Below are 16,203 nucleotides of genomic sequence, written 5' to 3' on the forward strand. Positions count from 1 at the left end.
TTAATGGCGATTTGCGAGAGCAATAAAGTCCGCCAGCAGCGCCTTTCCGGCGCGTTCCAGCCGGGCGCGGCTGAATGGGGCGCGACGGGAGGTCGGCGGCGCGTCGCGGCGCACCAGCGGCACATGGACGAAGGCGGCGATGCGTGGGCCGCTTTTGCCGGCGGCTTCCGCCGCGCGCCAGCTCGCATAGTTGCACAGATAGCGCCCGGCATCGTGCGACAGCCGCGCCGGAACGGGCAGCCGGCGCAGCGCGGCGGCAAGCCGCGCAGCGGGAGCGGGCAGCGGCCGCGTGAACGGCGCGCCGGCCTCGATCAGCCGGCGATGGTTCCCGCGCGTGGCGTCGGGCGTCATCGCCACACCGTTGCGGGCGCGCGTCTCGATGCGAATAAAGCGGGTGCGGGGCGCGAGGCCAAACATCAGCAGGGCGTCCGGCTTGTGTGCCTTGATGAGCTTCGGCAGGTCGCGGTCGACGGCGGCATAGCTTGTCGTGAAAACATGGCCGACGATGCGCGCGCTGCCGCGCTGCGTATGGCGCGTGAGAACGCTCACCAGCGCGGCGGTTGGATTATACGGCGCGCCGGGATAGGGGCCAAAGCCGGTGACGAGGATTGTTTTCACGGCAGTCCCAGCATCCGGGCGATCTGCTCGACCGCGAGCGTCGGCGTCAGCCGGCCGGCCGCGACGGCGCCTTCGAGCTTGCGCACCTCGCCCCTGATCGCCGGATCGCTGCGCAGCCGGGCCATCAGGCGGTCTTCCAGCATCGTCCACATCCATTTGATCTGCTGCGCGCTGCGGCGGGCGGCGTGCTCGCCGGATTGTGTCAGCGCGGCGCGGTGCCGCTCGACCGCGCGCCAGAGGTCCGGCACGCCGCTGCCGGTCAGCGCCGAATAGGTCGAGACCGGCGGCGACCAGTGCTCGGACTGGGGTTTGAGGATGTTGAGCGCGGCGCGGTATTCGCCGGCTGCGATCTTCGCGCGTTCGACATTGTCGCCGTCGGCCTTGTTGACTGCGATCATGTCGGCGAGTTCGACGATGCCTTTCTTGAGGCCCTGCAATTCGTCGCCGGCGCCGGCCACCATCAGCACGAGGAAAAAGTCGGTCATGTCGGCGACGGCGGTTTCCGACTGGCCGACGCCGACCGTCTCGACGATGACGACGTCGTAGCCGGCGGCCTCGCACAGCAGCATGGTCTCGCGCGTCTTTGCCGCGACGCCGCCGAGCGTGCCGGACGAAGGCGAGGGGCGGATGAAGGCGTGCGGGTCCATCGACAGCCGCGCCATGCGCGTCTTGTCGCCGAGGATCGAGCCGCCGGTGCGCGACGAGGACGGATCGACCGCCAGCACCGCGACCTTGCGGCCTTCGCCGGTGAGATAGCTGCCGAGCGCGTCGATGGTGGTGGATTTGCCGGCGCCGGGTGCGCCGGTGATGCCGAGCCGCACGGCGTTTCCGGCCGCCGGCAGCAGGTCCTGCACGAGCGCATGCGCGGCGGCGCGATGATCGGCGCGCGTGCTTTCGACCAGCGTGATCGCGCGCGCCAGCACGGCACGCTCGCCGGCCCGGATGCCGCGCGCCGTTGCGTCGATGTCGATGGCGATTTTGTCGCGCGACAATGTGAACTCCGGAAGGCGCAATTTTGGCAACTCTATAGAACGCAGGCGGGTGAAAGGAAATCGGCATGAAATCGTCTTGCCCGCAGGGCAATTCGGCCGGAACGATCTGTCATCTTCCGCGTTCTTAGAAACACGGCATGCGCCGACCGGCGGCGTGCGCGAGTGTTCTGTATCCGACAAACTTAAGGGAGTTTCCGCATGAATTGGGATCAGGTCGAAGGCAACTGGAAGCAGTTCAAGGGCAAGGCCCAGCAGCAGTGGTCGAAGCTGACCGACGACGACCTCGGCCGCATCAACGGCAAGCGCGAGGAGCTTGTCGGCGTGGTGCAGGAGCGCTACGGCATCGAGAAAGAGCAGGCCCAGAAGGACATCGACAACTGGCTGAAGACGCAGAAGGCTGCGTAACGCCAGCCGTCGCGGAATAACGACCGGCCCGGAGCGATCCGGGCCGGTTTGCTTTGGCGCGTCAGGGCAGAATGGCGAAGGCGCGCGCCGGGAAGCCGAGACCGTCCTTCACCTTCGGCCAGCTCACGACGATCAGCGCGCCTTTCGCCGGCACCTTGTCGAGATTGGCCATCACCTCGATCTGATAGTGGCCTTTCTGCAAGAGATAAGTCTCCGACAGCATCTTGTCGGTGGTGTCGGTGTCGAGCGACTCGTGGCCGATGGCGGTGACGCCGCGCTGCTCGAACAGGAACTTCACGGTTTCGAACGACCAGGCGGGAAACGGCGCGCGCTTGAAATGCTCGGGGTTGCCGTCGAAGTCCTTCGCCATGTCGGTGCGCAGCGCCACAAAGGCGCCCTTCGGCACGCGGCCGTGGCGCTTTTCCCAGGCCTTCAGGTCGGCGACCGAAAAGGCGTGATTGGCGTCCTTCGCCTGATAGCGCGTATTGTCGAGCACGATCAGCCGCAGGATCATCTGCTTGAGCGGGATCTTGTCCATCGTGATGCCGCCTTCGGCGAAATGGGCCGGCGGATCGACATGCGTGCCGTATTGTCCGACCATCTCGTAATAGGTCGTGCGAAAGCCGTCGTCCTTGATGGTGTAGGCCTTCTTCGTCTTCGGGTCGCCGGCCGGCGAAAACTTCGCCTGGCCGAAGCCGGACCAGACCGGCGAGTTCGGCGAGAACGCGTGGGTGAGGTCGACGAACTGCTTGCCGGCGATGGTGCGGTAAGCGCGGGCGAGGTCGCTTTGCGCGAAGCTCGGCGACGGCGCTGCGGCGGCGAGCGACAACGCGAGCGCCGCGGCGACTTTGGTCGGCGCGTTCAACATTCATTCCTCCCGGAGATGTAAAGGGTAGCCGATCTACTCGGCCGCGCGCTGGTCGTGGCCGAGACGGTGGCGCAGCGTTTTCAGAAGCTTCTCGGCGGCGTCGGCGATGACGGTGCCGGGCGGGAAGATCGCCTCGGCGCCGGCTTTCAGGAGCGCATCGTAATCCTGCGGCGGCACCACGCCGCCGACCACGATCATGATGTCGTCGCGGCCCTGTTGCGCGAGTTCCTTCTTCAGTTCCGGCACCAGCGTCAGGTGAGCGGCGGCGAGCGAGGAGACGCCGAGCACATGGACGTCGTTCTCGACCGCCTGGCGCGCGGCCTCGGACGGCGTCGCGAACAGCGGGCCGATATCGACGTCGAAGCCGAGATCGGCAAAGGCCGAGGCGATGACCTTCTGGCCGCGGTCGTGGCCGTCCTGCCCGATCTTGGCGACGAGGAGGCGCGGGCGGCGGCCCTCGGCCTGCTCGAAGGCTTCGACGGCGTTGCGCACGCGCTCGACCGCGCCGGTCATGCCGACCTCCCGTTTGTAGACGCCGGTGATCGCCTTGATGGTGGCGACGTGGCGGCCGAACGCCTTTTCGAGCGCGGAGGAGATTTCGCCGACGGTGGCTTTCGCGCGCGCGGCCTCGACCGCGAGTTCGAGCAGGTTGCCGTTGCCGGTGGCGGCGCGGGTGAGCGCGTCGAGCGCCTCCTGCAGCCTGGCCGGGTCGCGTTCGGCCTTGAGCTTGCGCAGCTTGGCGATCTGCTGCGAGCGGACCTTGGAGTTATCGACCTTCAGCACGTCCACCGCGCGGTCGTCGACCGGCTGGAATTTGTTGACGCCGATCACCGACTGGTGGCCTGAGTCGATGCGCGCCTGGGTGCGGGCGGCGGCTTCCTCGATCTTGAGCTTGGGGATGCCGGCCTCGATGGCCTTCGCCATGCCGCCGAGCGCCTCGACTTCCTCGATATGCGCCCAGGCTTTCTTCGCCAGTTCGTAGGTCAGGCGTTCGACGTAATAGGAGCCGCCCCAGGGATCGACCATGCGGGTCGCGCCCGCTTCCTGCTGCAGCACGATCTGGGTGTTGCGGGCGATGCGCGCCGAGAAGTCGGTCGGCAGGGCGAGCGCCTCGTCGAGCGAATTGGTGTGCAGCGACTGGGTCTGCCCCTGCGTCGCCGCCATCGCCTCGATCATGGTACGCGCGACATTGTTGAAGACGTCCTGCGCGGCGAGCGACCAGCCGGAGGTCTGGCAATGGGTGCGCAGCGACAGCGCGCGCGCGTCCTCGGGCTTGAAGGGCTTGAGCATCTTCGCCCACAGCATGCGGGCGGCGCGCATCTTGGCGATCTCCATGAAATAATTCATGCCGATCGCCCAGAAGAACGAGATGCGCGGCGCGAACTGGTCGATGGTCAGTCCGGCCTTGATGCCGGCGCGGACATATTCGAGGCCGTCGGCCAGCGTGTAGGCGAGCTCGAGATCCTGCGTCGCCCCGGCTTCCTGCATGTGATAGCCGCTGACCGAAATCGAATTGAACTTCGGCATCTCGGCGGAGGTGTAGGCGAAGATGTCCGAGATGATGCGCAGGCTCGGACCCGGCGGATAGATGTAGGTGTTGCGCACCATGAATTCTTTGAGGATGTCGTTCTGGATCGTGCCCGACAGCTTGGCGTGCGGCACGCCCTGTTCCTCGGCGGCGACGATGTAGAGCGCGAGCACCGGCAGCACCGCGCCGTTCATCGTCATCGACACGCTCATCTGGTCGAGCGGGATGCCGGAGAACAGCGTGTGCATGTCGTAGATCGAGTCGATCGCGACGCCGGCCATGCCGACATCGCCGGCGACGCGGGGATGGTCCGAGTCATAGCCGCGGTGGGTGGCGAGATCGAAGGCGATCGAGAGGCCCTTCTGGCCGGCGGCGAGGTTGCGCCGATAGAAGGCGTTGGAATCCTCCGCCGTCGAGAAGCCGGCATATTGCCGGATCGTCCACGGCTGCGCCGCATACATCGCGGGATAGGGGCCGCGCAGGAACGGCGGCTTGCCGGGGAAGGTGTCGAGGAAGTCGAGGCCTTCGACGTCGGATCGCGTATAGCTCGGCTTGACGGGGATGCCCTCCGGCGTCAGCCACGGCTCGCCGGCGGCGGACGGCGCGGGCGCGGCATCGGCGAAGGCGACGGAGGCGAAATTCGGAATCCGGCTCATGTCAGCCCCAGACTATCATGGGTCGCGCGAAGCGTCGAAAGCACGTCGCAGCCGGCGTAAATGAAGGCGGACACGCCGGCGGTCTTCAGCGCGGCCTCCTGCTCGCCGGGCCGGCCGGCGAGGTGCACCAGCGCGCCGGCATCCGCGAGCGCCTTGGCCGCGCCGGCGGCCTCCGTCTCATAGACCTTGTCGGACGAGCACAGGCAGGCGAGCGCCGCGCCGCTCTTCTTGAAGGCTGCGATCGTGTCCTCGCGCGAGGCGAAGCCGTCATTGGCGACCGCCTCGATGCCGCCGGCCTCGTAGAAGTTTTTCGCGAAAGTCGCACGCGCGGTGAAGTCGGATACCTTGCCGAGATTGGCGAGAAACACTTTCGGGCGCAGGCCGGTGGTCTTGTGCTGCTTGTCGGCGCGGTCGCGCAGCGCCTCGAACGGCGCGGCGAGGCGCATGGCCGGCAGCGCGTCGAAGGTGACGACGGCGGGCGCGGATGCGACGGCGACCGGCTTGACCGGCAGCACGGCGACGGAGGTCTCCGACAGCAGCGGATAGTCGCTCGCGCCGGTCAGCGGGTCTTTGCGTTTCGCAATCGCGGCTTCGCGCGCGGCGCGCGTCCCAGCGACTTTTTTCTGGATCAGGCTTTGCTCGATGGCGGCAGCCGCGCCGCCCGCCTGCTCGATCTCCTGGAACAGCGTCCACGCGCTTTGCGCGATCTCCGCCGTCAGCGCCTCGATGCCGCCGGACCCGGCGGCGGGATCGGCCACGCGATACAGGTTCGACTCCTCGAGCAGAATGAGCTGCATGTTGCGCGCGACGCGGCGCGCGAAGGCGTCGGGCAGGCCGAGCGCCTGCGTGAAGGGCAGCGCCGCGATCGCATCCGCGCCGCCGACGCCGGCGGCGGTGACGGCAATCGTGGTGCGCAGCATGTTCACGTAAGGGTCGCGCTGCGTCATCATCCGCCATGCGGTTTCCGCCGAGACGAAGGCGGGTTCGGGCGCAAGTTCCATCGCCTGCTCGACGCGCGCCCACAGTTTCCGCAACGCGCGGAACTTGGCGATGGTGAGGAATTCGTCGGCGTCGGCGGCGAGACGGAACGCGATCATGCGCCGTCCGGCATCGGGCGCGATGCCGGCAGCCTCGAGCGCGCGCAGGTAATGCACCGCGCTGGCGACGGCGAAGGCGAGTTCCTGCGCCTCCGAGCCGCCGGCGGCATGGATGCAGCGGCCGTCGGCCACCGCGAACGGACCCTTGAAGCCCTGCGCGGTCAGCTCACCGATCATCCGGGCGAACAGTCTGTCGATCTCCGCGCCCGGCGCGGGAAGCGAGCCGGCGCGGATGCGATTGCCGAGCGGATCGAGGCCGAAGCGGATAGTCGCCGCCTTGGGTTCGATGCCGCGCTGTTTCACATAAGCGGCGAGGCTCGCGCCGGCGTCGCGGTGCGCGGTCGAAAGGTCGAGCTCGATTGACACGGCATCGAGAAAGACGCCGTCCAGCACGCGGGCGATGGTGTCGGGCCTGCCGTCGATGCCAAAGCCATAGGCTCCCGCCGCGCCGCCGTAGACCAGCGTCAGTCCGGTCGCGCCGTTTTCGAGATCGGTCAGCGCCTGCTTGTTCGCTTCCACCGGATCGGGATGATCGACCCGTGCCATCACCTGCCACGGCGCGGCCGCGCGGCCGGCGACCGGGGCGGCGTGGCTGCGCGGATAGAGCGGGGAAACCTTCAGGCCGTCATAGGTGCGGCTGACGAGGCGCTTGTCGAAGTCGGCGCCCTTCAGCGCGGCATCGACCAGCTTGCGCCATTCGGTCTCGGTGGCGGTCGGGAACTCGGCGGCCAGATGCAAGGCTCGCTCGCTCTGGGTCTGGTCGCTCTCGGGGTCGTTGCTCATGCGGATTTCAATGCCACAGACCGCGTGGGCCGCCAATCGGCCGGCGGCGGGCCAGTCATGCGCCTGCGACCAAAGGCTAAATTAGGCGAGCGGCAGTTTCTCGACCCCGGTGGCGTCGATCTTGGCCGCGGCGTCGCGGACGCTGTGGCCGGCGACGACGAGGCCGCCGGCGATCTCCGCGAGCGGCTTGAGAACGAAGGCGCGCTCGAACAGCCGCGGATGCGGCAGCGTCAGGTCCGGTGCGCTGAGGGTGACGCCCTCGATGGCAATGATGTCGATGTCGGCGGTGCGCGGTCCCCAGCGTGTCTCCCGCGCGCGGTCGCGGCCGAGCGCGCGCTCCACCGCATGGGCGCGGCCGAGCAGGGCATGGGGATCGAGCGTGGTGTCGACCGCGGCGCAGGCATTGATGAAGGCAGGCTGGTCGGTCACGCCCCACGGCGCGGTGCGGTAGTCCGACGAGCGTGCCACGAGGCGGATATCCGGCGTCTCGGTCAGCATGGCGATGGCGCGGGCGACCAGTGCCCGGCTGTCGCCGAGATTGCTGCCGAAGGCGAGCCAGGCGCGCGCCGTGTCAGCCATTACGCTTGCGCACCAGCGTAACGGCGACGTCGTCGAATGTAGCGGCAATCGGCGCGTGCGGCTTGTGGATCGTCACCTCGATGCCGCGCACCTTGGGAAAACGGGCGAGCACGGCGTCCGCCACCTTGCCGGCGGCGGTTTCGATCAGCTTGAAGCGGGCGCCGCAGAAGGCGTCGCTCGCCGCCTTCACGACCTGGTCGTAGGACACGGTGTCGGCGACCTTGTCGCTTGCCGCCGCGCGTTTGAGGTCGATGTCGAGCACCATGTCGATGGTGAAACTCTGCCCGACCTTGCCCTCATGCGGCATGACGCCGTGATAGGCGTGCAGCGACAGGCCGCGGATGGAAATGCGGTCGGACATTCAGACGCCCTCATTTTTGGCTGGCGCGCAATCTTGCGGCAAACCGGTTCCCACTCCGCCGGATTGCGCGCCGATCGCTGCCGCGATGCGCAGCGCCTGAACGGTTTCGGCAACGTCATGCGCGCGGATGATGGCGGCGCCTTTCTGCGCGGCATGCAGATGAGCCGCGAGCGAGCCGCCGATCCGCTTGTCGGGCGTCGAAGGCACCACGCTGGCGATGAAGCGCTTGCGCGAGGCGCCGACCAGCACGGGCAGGCCGGCAAAGTCGATCTCGTCATAGCGGCGCAAGGTCTCGACGCTCTGCTCCGGCGTCTTGCCGAAGCCGATGCCGGGATCGAGCGCGATCTGCTCGCGGGCGATGCCGGCTTTCGCGGCGATGTCGAGCGAGCGGGCGAAGAAGGCGTTGATGTCGGCGACGATATCGATGCCGGCATCCGCCTTGTCGCGGTTATGCATGATAATGACCGGCACGCTGTGCTCGGCGACGACGCGGGCCATGTCGGGGTCTTGCTGGAGACCCCAGACGTCATTGGCGATGGCTGCGCCCTGTTCCAAAGCCCAGGCGCAGGTCTTGGCCTTGATGGTGTCGATCGAGATGGGGATGCCGCGCTCGCGGCCGAGCGCGATCACGGCCGGCAGCACCGTCCTCAGCCGCTCCATCTCGTCCTCGGCGGTGACCGGCTTCTGCCCGCCATAGGGACGGGTCGATTCCGCGCCGATGTCGAGAATGTCGGCGCCGTCCTCGGCCATGCGGCGGGCTTGGGCGATTGCGGCGTCGCTTTCAAAGAATTGTCCGCCGTCGGAGAAGGAATCCGGCGTCACGTTGAGGATGCCCATGACCAGCGGGACGGCCGGGCGCTTGCCGAGCAGGGCGGCGAGGCGCAGCGGCGTCGTGGTCGCGGCTCCGGTCACAGCAGCATCCACCAGGGTGGCGTTCATGGCCCAATCGGTCGCGCGGCCGGGTCCGGCTGTCAAGCCGAAGGCCTGCCGCGGCGGAAACCAGGGCTTTCGCGTCAGTACGATATCTTGATCGGCAGTTTCTTGGCGTGATCGATCCAGCGCGTCACGGCCTTTTCGGACGGCAGCAGGCGAACCAGCTTGCGCTTTTCGTTCGCTTTGGCCATCGCCTGCGCGAGTTTCTGCGGATTGCGGTAAGCCAGTTCGCGAAGGGTGTCGACGCCGGCCGCGCACAGCAACTCGGCATATTCGCGGTGGACACCCTTGATGCGCATGCGGTCGGCCATATTGGCCCAGCGCAGCAGCTGCCGCTCGGCGATGCCGGTCCTGATGGCGAGTTCCTTGCGGCCGCGCAGCGTGCTCGCCTTTTCGAGCAGGCGCGCGGACGAGCGAATACCCGCCTTCTTCAGAAGGGCGACAACCTCACCGTCGATGCCATCGATGTCGGTCAGCGGATAGGTCATGGCAACGTGCAAGCTTCCAAAACAAATACAAATGTCGAGTGGCGCATCCGGGAGGGGAGGCGTCAGGTAAACTGGCTGAGGCCGGGAATGGCGCCGACGATCTCGCCGATCGCCTCGTCGCCGACCTTTTCCCGTCCGTAGGCGATGATTTCCTTGGTCACGGCCTGGACCTGGCCCATGCTGAGGCCGGCCGCCATCAGCTTGGTGCCGGCGCCCATGACGCCACCCATCAGGCTGAAACCGCCGCCGGCGGCCTGCGCCGCAGCTTCGCCGCCGGGGATCTTGTCGATCAGGGCCTGCACCTTGTCGGCCGGGCCTTCCTTCTTGAGGAAGTCGAGAATGATGCCGACGGCCTTGGCGGCGACATCTCTGTCGATACCGGTGCTGGCGGTGAGGCGATCGATCAGTTCGTCCATGTCCCCCTCATGCAACGCTGCGTTCGCCACATCGACCTAACGATCAGGCCGATGAAACAATATTGAACTGCACCCGCGCCGATGACAAGCGGCGAAAACGATTTCCGCTTGCGCGCGAGGCCGCTTTGAAGATGCATCGTCGCTTGCAAGTCAAGATAATTGTCGTCGCAAGCAATGCGATGAGGCGATGAGCGTTGCGCGGTTGTCACTGTGCAGTGCGTCTTGCACGAAAACGGGTGAGCGGCGTGCGGGTCTTGCGATAAATTTCGGCAATCGGTCATCCCGATCTTGAAAGGCGGAGTGAAAGGCGGCGCGGATCATACTCGCTCCGCCGGCCGGTTCCGACGTCGCTCAAAACTTGCGTTCGAGGCTTGGTTCAGGGATTGGTCCAAGCCTTTGATAAAATTCGACGGGAAATTTGCGCCCATTTCTGATGGGCTGCGACTTTGCAGCGCGGTATGGGGTTGTTAGTTTGGCGGCCGAAACGCTTTTCAGAAGGACTCTAATCTCATGAGCGGTCTCGACGCGGTGTTGCAACGCATCGATCAGGACATGGATGCCAGCGTCGAGCGGCTGTTCACGCTGCTGCGGATTCCTTCGGTCTCGACCGACCCCGCCTTCGCCAACCACTGCAAGGAGGCGGCCGAGCATGTCGCCGCCGACCTGCGCGGCATCGGCTTTACGGCCGAGGTGAAGCCGACCGGCGGGCATCCGGTCGTGCTGGCCAAGGCCATGAACGGGCAGGCGAAAGCTGGCGGTCCCAGTGTCCTTTTTTATGGCCACTATGACGTGCAGCCGGTCGACCCGCTCGACCTGTGGAAGTCGCCGCCGTTCGAGCCGCGGATCGAAACGCTGCCGGACGGCCGCAAGATCATCGTCGCGCGCGGCGCCTGCGACGACAAAGGGCAGTTCATGACCTTTGTGGAGGCCTGCCGCGCTTTCAAGGCGGTCAACGGCACGCTGCCGCTGCCGGTCACCGTCATGATCGAGGGCGAGGAGGAATGCGGCTCCAAGCACCTGCCGGGCTTCGTGAAAGATAATGCCAAGGACCTCACGCTCGACCTTGCGCTGGTCTGCGACACCGCGATGTGGAACGCCAACACGCCGGCCATCACCACCTCGCTGCGCGGCCTCGTCTACGAGGACGTCAAGGTGACGGCGGCCGACCGCGACCTGCATTCCGGCGTGTTCGGCGGTGCGGCGCAAAATCCGCTGCGCATCCTCGCGCATGTGCTCGGCCAGATGCATGACGACAAGGGACGGGTGACGATCCCCGGCTTCTATGACGGCGTGAAAGACCTGCCGGCCGACATCAAGGCCGACCTGAAGGCGCTCGACCTGACGGCCGACACCTTCCTTGGGCCGATCGGGCTGAAAAAGTCCTCCGGCGAGAGCGACCGCATGCTGATCGAGCAGATCACCACGCGGCCGACCGCCGAGATCAACGGCATCATCGGCGGCTATACCGGCGAGGGCGCCAAGACCGTGATCCCCGGCGAGGCGCTGGCGAAAGTGTCGTTCCGCCTCGTCGGCACGCAGGACCCGCAGAAGGTGCGCGACGCGTTCCGCGCCTTCGTGCGCGAGCGCATCCCGGCCGACTGCAAGGTGGAGTTCGGCAATTTCGGCCTCGCGCCGCCGGTGCAGCTGAATTACGACATGCCGGCGCTGGTCAAGGCGCGGACGGCGCTGGCCAATGAGTGGGGCACCAAGGCGGTGACCGTCGGCGCCGGCGGCTCGATCCCGATCGTCGCGGACTTCAAGCAGGTGCTGGGGATGGACTCGCTGCTGGTCGGCTTCGCGCTCGACGACGACCGGGTGCATTCGCCGAACGAGAAGTTCGATCTCAAGTGCTACCACAAGGGCATCCGCTCCTGGGCGCGCATCCTCGATGCGCTGGCGCAGGGCTGACGACGACGGCCGTGCAGCACAAGGACAGGGACGGCGCGCCGCCCGGAGCGGCCGACAAGGACCGGCCGCTGCAGGAGGATATCCGCTGGCTCGGTCGGCTGCTCGGCGACACCGTGCGCGCGCAGCAGGGCCAGGCGGTCTTTGACCTGATCGAGCGAATCCGGCGCACCTCCGTTCAGTTTCACCGCGACGAGGACGTGACCGCGAAGCGGGCGCTGGAGGACATCCTGCACCGGCTCGATCCCGCGCAGGCGGTCGAGGTGATCCGCGCCTTCAGCTATTTCTCTCATCTCGCCAATATCGCCGAAGACCATCATCACGTCCGGCGCAACCGCAGCCACGCCATCGCCGGCTCGCCGCCGCGCCGCGGTTCGGTCGCCGATGCGCTCGCCCGCGCCTTTGCCGCCGGCCTGCCGCCCGATGCGGTGAACGCCTTTTTCAACGGCGCGCGGATCAGCCCGGTGCTGACCGCGCATCCGACCGAGGTGCGCCGCCGCAGCACCATGCGGCTCGAGATCGCGGTGGCCGAGCTGCTGGCGCAGCGCGAGCGCGCCGATCTGACGCCGGACGAGAAGGCCGAGACCGATGAGCAACTGAGCCGGGTGGTGCTGACGCTGTGGCAAACCAACCTGTTGCGCCGCACCCGGCTCGACGTTCTCGACGAGGTCACCAACGGGCTGTCCTATTTCGATTACACGTTCTTCCGCGAACTGCCGCGGCTTTATGCCGGGATCGAGGACCAGCTCGCCGCGGCGGGCGGGACGCCGGGATCGCCGCTGCATTCGTTTCTGACGATCGGAAGCTGGATCGGCGGCGACCGCGACGGCAATCCGTTCGTGACGGCGGAGACGCTGCGCGCGACGCTGCGGCGGCAGAGCATCCAGGTGCTGAATTTCTATCTCGACGAGGTCCACGCGCTCGGCGACGAGTTGCCGACGTCCTCGCTGCTCGTTCCGGTGTCGGCGGCGCTGGCGGACCTCGCGGCGCGCTCGCCCGATACGTCGCCGCATCGCGAGGCGGAGTCCTATCGCCGGGCGCTCGCCGGATTCTACGCGCGGCTGGCGGCGACCCAGCAGCGGCTCAACGGCGTGACGCCGCCGCGCGAGCCGGTCGGGACCGCCGAGCCTTACGAGAGCGCCGGCGCGTTCGCGGACGATCTTCGCGTCGTGCATGACTCGCTGGTCGAGAACGGGACGGCGGCGCTGACGCGCGGCCGGCTGCGCAGCCTGCGGCGCGCGGTCGATTGTTTCGGCTTTCACCTCGCGAGCCTCGATCTGCGGCAGGGCTCGGACGTTCACGTTGAAACGCTCGCCGAACTGTTCGAGGCGGTCGCGCCGGGCACCGGTTACGGCGGCCTCGGCGAGCAAGCACGCCGCGCGCTGCTGTGCGACGAATTGCGTTCGCGGCGGCCGTTGATCCGCCCGCAGCACGGCTATTCGGATACGACGACGCGCGAGCTTGCGGTGTTCCGCGCGGCCCGTGACGGCCTGTCGAGTTACGGACCGGAGGCGATCCAGACCGCGATCATCTCCAACACGCGCGACGCCTCCGACCTGCTCGGCCTTGCGGTGCTGATGAAGAATACGGGGCTAATCGGCGACGACGGCGCGGGCGCGATCAATCTGGTGCCGCTGTTCGAGACGATCGACGACCTGCGCCGCTCGGTGCCGATCATGGACGCGCTGCTGTCGACGCCGGAATACCGGCGCATCGTGGAGGCGCGCGGCGGATTGCAGGAGGTGATGCTCGGCTATTCCGACAGCAACAAGGACGGCGGCTACGTCACGTCGGGCTGGGAGATCTACAAGGCCGAGGTGGGATTGATGGAGCTGTTCCGCCGCCACGGCGTGCGGCTGCGGTTGTTCCACGGCCGGGGCGGCACGGTGGGGCGCGGCGGCGGGCCGAGCTTCGATGCGATCCTCGCGCAGCCGGCGGGCGTGGTCGGCGGCCAGATCCGGCTGACCGAGCAGGGCGAGATCATCTCCAGCAAATACACCAACCCGGATGTCGGCCAGCGCAATCTGGAAATCCATGTCGCGGCGACGCTCGAAGCCTCATTGCTGCATCCGCAGCAGGCGGCGGTGCCGGAGGACTTCATCGCGGCGATGGAGCAGCTCTCCGGCCATGCCTTTGCGGCCTATCGGGATCTCGTGTTCGAGACGCCGCGCTTCAACGATTACTTCCGCGCCTCGACCGTGATCGACGAAATCGCGACGCTGAACATCGGATCGCGTCCGGCCTCGCGCAAGGCGACCGGCGCCATCGCAGACCTGCGCGCGATCCCTTGGGTGTTCTCCTGGTCGCAATGCCGCGTGATGCTGCCGGGCTGGTACGGCTTCGGGGCGGCGGTCGCGGCGTGGCGCAAGGACAAGGCGAACGGCATCGATCTGCTGTGCCGCATGTATCGCGAGTGGCCGTTCTTCACGACGCTACTGTCCAACATGGACATGGTGCTGGCGAAATCGAGCATGGCCATCGCCTCGCGCTATGCCGATCTCGTCCCGGACGGGGATTTGCGCAAGGCGATCTTCTCGCGGCTGCGCGCGGAACGGCGGCAGACCATCGCCGCGATCTACGAGATCACCGGGACCGACCGGCTGCTCGCCGGCAATCCCTTGCTCGCCCGTTCGATCGAGAACCGGTTTCCCTATATCGATCCGCTGAACCACTTGCAGGTCGAGCTGCTGCGGGCGCACCGCGAAAACAACGACAACGAGAAGGTGCTGCGCGGCCTGCTGCTGACGATCAACGGCATTTCGGCGGGCCTGCGCAACAGCGGCTGACGCCGGCCCGTGTTCAGTTCTTCAGCCGGTAGCCGGTCTTGAAGATCCACCAGGTGATGGCAAGGCACAGGCCCATGAAGAAGAGGGCCGCCGCCGCGCTGATGCCGATATGCACGTCCGCCACTTCGAAGAAGCTCCAGCGGAAACCCGACACCAAATAGACGATGGGGTTCAGCAGCGCGATTTTCTGCCAGATGCCGGGCAGCAGATCGATCGAGTAGAAGGTGCCGCCGAGAAACGTCAACGGCGTGATGATGAGCAGCGGCACCGTCTGCAGTTTCTCGAAGCTGTCGGCCCAGATGCCGATGATGAAGCCAAGCAGGCTGAAATTCACCGCGGTGAGCACCAGGAAGGCGAGCATCCAGAACGGATGCGCGATCTGCATCGGCACGAACAGCCATGACGTCGCGAGAATAATGAGGCCGAGGATGATCGACTTGGTGGCGGCCGCGCCGACATAGCCGGTGACGATCTCGAGGAACGACACCGGCGCGGACAGAAGCTCGTAGATCGTGCCGATGAAGCGCGGGAAATAGATGCCGAACGAGGCGTTCATGGTGCTCTGCGTCAAGAGCGTGAGCATGATGAGGCCCGGCACGATGAAGGCGCCGTAGGCGATGCCATTGATCTCGGTGATGCGGGAGCCGATCGCGGCGCCGAACACCACGAAATAGAGCGAGGTCGAGACGACCGGCGACACCACGCTTTGTAGCAGCGTGCGGCCGGTGCGCGCCATTTCGAACTTGTAGATGGCCCAGATCGCGCGGTGGTTCATCGCCGGTCGCTCACCAGATTGACGAAAATATCCTCGAGCGAGCTTTGCTCGGTCTGCAGGTCGCGTACGCGGATGCCGGCGCGCGACAGTTCACCGAGCAGGGTGCCGATTCCGGTGCGCTCGCTTTTGGTGTCGTAGTCGTAGACGAGTTCGTGGCCGTCGGCGGAGAGCGACAGGCCGGGCGTTGCGATGCCGTCGGGGATGGCGTCGAGCTTCTGCTGCATCTGCAGGGTGAGGCGCTTGCGGCCGAGCTTGCGCATCAATTCGGCCTTCTGCTCGACCAGCATGATGTCGCCCTTGTTGATGACGCCGACACGGTCGGCCATGTCCTCGGCTTCCTCGATGTAATGCGTGGTGAGGATGATGGTGCAGCCGGACTCCTTGAGTTCCCGGATCACCTGCCACATGTCCTTGCGCAGTTCGACATCGACGCCGGCGGTCGGCTCGTCGAGGAACAGGATCTGCGGCTCGTGCGCGAGCGCCTTGGCGATCATGACGCGGCGCTTCATGCCGCCCGACAGCGTCATGATCTTGTCGTCCTTCTTGTCCCAGAGCGACAGCGCCCGAAGCGTCTTCTCGATATGCGCCGGGTTTGCCGGCAGGCCGAACAGGCCGCGGCTGAAGGTGGTGGTGTTCCAGACCGACTCGAAGGCGTCGGTGTGCAGTTCCTGCGGCACGAGGCCGATCAACGAGCGTGCTGCGCGATAGTCGGAGATGATGTCATGGCCTCCGACGGAGATGGTGCCGGTCGAGGGCTTGAGGATGCCGCAGATGATGCCGATCAGCGTCGTCTTGCCGGCGCCGTTGGGGCCGAGCAACGCGAAGATTTCCCCGGCATAGATGTCGAGGTTGATGGTCTTCAGCGCCTGGAAGCCGGTGGCGTAGGTCTTCGACAGGTTGTCGATGGAAATGATCGTCGGCATGAATGAATGCTGGCAGGGTCCGAGGAAGCCAGAGGCATATAGGCGGGCGAGGCGCGGCCCGCCAGCCGGGTCCGGCGAATATCCCGGAAA

15 protein-coding genes are annotated in these 16,203 nt (G+C 66.6%); 3 read left to right on the top strand and 12 right to left on the bottom strand.

Going from position 1 to position 16,203, the window contains the following annotated elements:
- Positions 1-618, bottom strand: coding sequence for a pyroglutamyl-peptidase I (locus AB7F10_RS07420; RefSeq protein ID WP_428559076.1), 618 nt, complete (start codon positions 616-618; stop codon positions 1-3).
- Positions 615-1,610, bottom strand: coding sequence for a methylmalonyl Co-A mutase-associated GTPase MeaB (gene meaB / locus AB7F10_RS07425; protein ID WP_428559074.1), 996 nt, complete (start codon positions 1,608-1,610; stop codon positions 615-617). Before meaB ends, AB7F10_RS07420 begins: the two co-directional genes overlap by 4 nt.
- 198 nt (positions 1,611-1,808) lie before the next feature.
- Between meaB and AB7F10_RS07430 the strand changes: the two genes are divergently transcribed.
- Positions 1,809-2,015, top strand: coding sequence for a CsbD family protein (locus AB7F10_RS07430; protein ID WP_428559071.1), 207 nt, complete (start codon positions 1,809-1,811; stop codon positions 2,013-2,015).
- 61 nt (positions 2,016-2,076) lie between these two features.
- Here the strand turns inward: AB7F10_RS07430 and AB7F10_RS07435 are convergent, their stop codons facing one another.
- The 8 genes from AB7F10_RS07435 to AB7F10_RS07470 all read right to left on the bottom strand — a co-directional run bounded on the left by AB7F10_RS07435 (position 2,077) and on the right by AB7F10_RS07470 (position 9,724).
- On the bottom strand, positions 2,077-2,883 hold the full coding sequence (locus AB7F10_RS07435; protein WP_428559069.1) for a cyclase family protein: 807 nt from the start codon (positions 2,881-2,883) through the stop codon (positions 2,077-2,079).
- A gap of 33 nt (positions 2,884-2,916) precedes the next feature.
- A complete protein-coding gene (gene scpA / locus AB7F10_RS07440; protein WP_428559067.1) occupies positions 2,917-5,067 on the bottom strand; it encodes a methylmalonyl-CoA mutase in 2,151 nt (716 codons plus the stop codon).
- Positions 5,064-6,947 carry a methylmalonyl-CoA mutase family protein gene (locus AB7F10_RS07445; protein ID WP_428559065.1) on the bottom strand — a complete coding sequence of 628 codons (1,884 nt, stop codon included), beginning with the start codon at positions 6,945-6,947 and terminating at the stop codon, positions 5,064-5,066. Before AB7F10_RS07445 ends, scpA begins: the two co-directional genes overlap by 4 nt.
- Positions 6,948-7,028: 81 nt before the next feature.
- Positions 7,029-7,526, bottom strand: coding sequence for a 2-amino-4-hydroxy-6-hydroxymethyldihydropteridine diphosphokinase (folK, locus tag AB7F10_RS07450; RefSeq protein ID WP_428559063.1), 498 nt, complete (start codon positions 7,524-7,526; stop codon positions 7,029-7,031).
- Positions 7,519-7,887: a dihydroneopterin aldolase gene (gene folB / locus AB7F10_RS07455; RefSeq protein ID WP_428559061.1), complete on the bottom strand. Its 369-nt coding sequence runs from the start codon at positions 7,885-7,887 to the stop codon at positions 7,519-7,521. Before folB ends, folK begins: the two co-directional genes overlap by 8 nt.
- Positions 7,888-8,826, bottom strand: a complete 939-nt coding sequence (gene folP, locus AB7F10_RS07460; RefSeq protein ID WP_428559058.1) for a dihydropteroate synthase — start codon at positions 8,824-8,826, stop codon at positions 7,888-7,890. It lies immediately after the preceding gene.
- Between the two features lie 74 nt (positions 8,827-8,900).
- On the bottom strand, positions 8,901-9,308 hold the full coding sequence (locus AB7F10_RS07465; RefSeq protein ID WP_428559056.1) for a DUF4332 domain-containing protein: 408 nt from the start codon (positions 9,306-9,308) through the stop codon (positions 8,901-8,903).
- A 62-nt stretch (positions 9,309-9,370) separates the two neighbouring features.
- Positions 9,371-9,724 (bottom strand): DUF2267 domain-containing protein, encoded by a 354-nt coding sequence (locus tag AB7F10_RS07470; RefSeq protein ID WP_428559053.1) that lies wholly within the window; start codon positions 9,722-9,724, stop codon positions 9,371-9,373.
- Positions 9,725-10,234: 510 nt separating this feature from the next.
- On the opposite strand from AB7F10_RS07470, the gene AB7F10_RS07475 reads away from it, so the two are divergent.
- Both AB7F10_RS07475 and ppc read left to right on the top strand, forming a co-directional pair.
- Entirely contained in the window at positions 10,235-11,632 is a 1,398-nt protein-coding gene (locus AB7F10_RS07475; protein ID WP_428559051.1) for a M20/M25/M40 family metallo-hydrolase, read from the top strand.
- A gap of 11 nt (positions 11,633-11,643) precedes the next feature.
- Positions 11,644-14,415: a phosphoenolpyruvate carboxylase gene (gene ppc / locus AB7F10_RS07480; protein WP_428559049.1), complete on the top strand. Its 2,772-nt coding sequence runs from the start codon at positions 11,644-11,646 to the stop codon at positions 14,413-14,415.
- 13 nt (positions 14,416-14,428) lie between these two features.
- On the opposite strand, the gene AB7F10_RS07485 is transcribed toward ppc, so the two are convergent.
- Both AB7F10_RS07485 and AB7F10_RS07490 read right to left on the bottom strand, forming a co-directional pair.
- Positions 14,429-15,190 carry an ABC transporter permease gene (locus AB7F10_RS07485; protein WP_428559047.1) on the bottom strand — a complete coding sequence of 254 codons (762 nt, stop codon included), beginning with the start codon at positions 15,188-15,190 and terminating at the stop codon, positions 14,429-14,431.
- Positions 15,187-16,113, bottom strand: a complete 927-nt coding sequence (locus AB7F10_RS07490) for an ABC transporter ATP-binding protein (RefSeq protein ID WP_428559045.1) — start codon at positions 16,111-16,113, stop codon at positions 15,187-15,189. Before AB7F10_RS07490 ends, AB7F10_RS07485 begins: the two co-directional genes overlap by 4 nt.
- Positions 16,114-16,203: the final 90 nt, after the last annotated feature.

The sequence above is a fragment of the Pseudolabrys sp. genome, assembly GCF_050250095.1.
Taxonomy (GTDB): Bacteria; Pseudomonadota; Alphaproteobacteria; order Rhizobiales; family Xanthobacteraceae; genus Pseudolabrys.

What these genes read in the sequence shown, in the direction of transcription:
- AB7F10_RS07430 (WP_428559071.1), top strand. Translation starts at nt 1,809, where the DNA reads ATGAATTGGGATCAGGTCGAAGGCAACTGGAAGCAGTTCAAGGGCAAG.
- AB7F10_RS07435 (WP_428559069.1), bottom strand. Translation starts at nt 2,883, where the DNA reads ATGTTGAACGCGCCGACCAAAGTCGCCGCGGCGCTCGCGTTGTCGCTC.
- scpA (WP_428559067.1), bottom strand. Translation starts at nt 5,067, where the DNA reads ATGAGCCGGATTCCGAATTTCGCCTCCGTCGCCTTCGCCGATGCCGCG.
- AB7F10_RS07445 (WP_428559065.1), bottom strand. Translation starts at nt 6,947, where the DNA reads ATGAGCAACGACCCCGAGAGCGACCAGACCCAGAGCGAGCGAGCCTTG.
- folK (WP_428559063.1), bottom strand. Translation starts at nt 7,526, where the DNA reads ATGGCTGACACGGCGCGCGCCTGGCTCGCCTTCGGCAGCAATCTCGGC.
- folB (WP_428559061.1), bottom strand. Translation starts at nt 7,887, where the DNA reads ATGTCCGACCGCATTTCCATCCGCGGCCTGTCGCTGCACGCCTATCAC.
- folP (WP_428559058.1), bottom strand. Translation starts at nt 8,826, where the DNA reads ATGAACGCCACCCTGGTGGATGCTGCTGTGACCGGAGCCGCGACCACG.
- AB7F10_RS07465 (WP_428559056.1), bottom strand. Translation starts at nt 9,308, where the DNA reads ATGACCTATCCGCTGACCGACATCGATGGCATCGACGGTGAGGTTGTC.
- AB7F10_RS07470 (WP_428559053.1), bottom strand. Translation starts at nt 9,724, where the DNA reads ATGGACGAACTGATCGATCGCCTCACCGCCAGCACCGGTATCGACAGA.
- AB7F10_RS07475 (WP_428559051.1), top strand. Translation starts at nt 10,235, where the DNA reads ATGAGCGGTCTCGACGCGGTGTTGCAACGCATCGATCAGGACATGGAT.
- AB7F10_RS07485 (WP_428559047.1), bottom strand. Translation starts at nt 15,190, where the DNA reads ATGAACCACCGCGCGATCTGGGCCATCTACAAGTTCGAAATGGCGCGC.
- AB7F10_RS07490 (WP_428559045.1), bottom strand. Translation starts at nt 16,113, where the DNA reads ATGCCGACGATCATTTCCATCGACAACCTGTCGAAGACCTACGCCACC.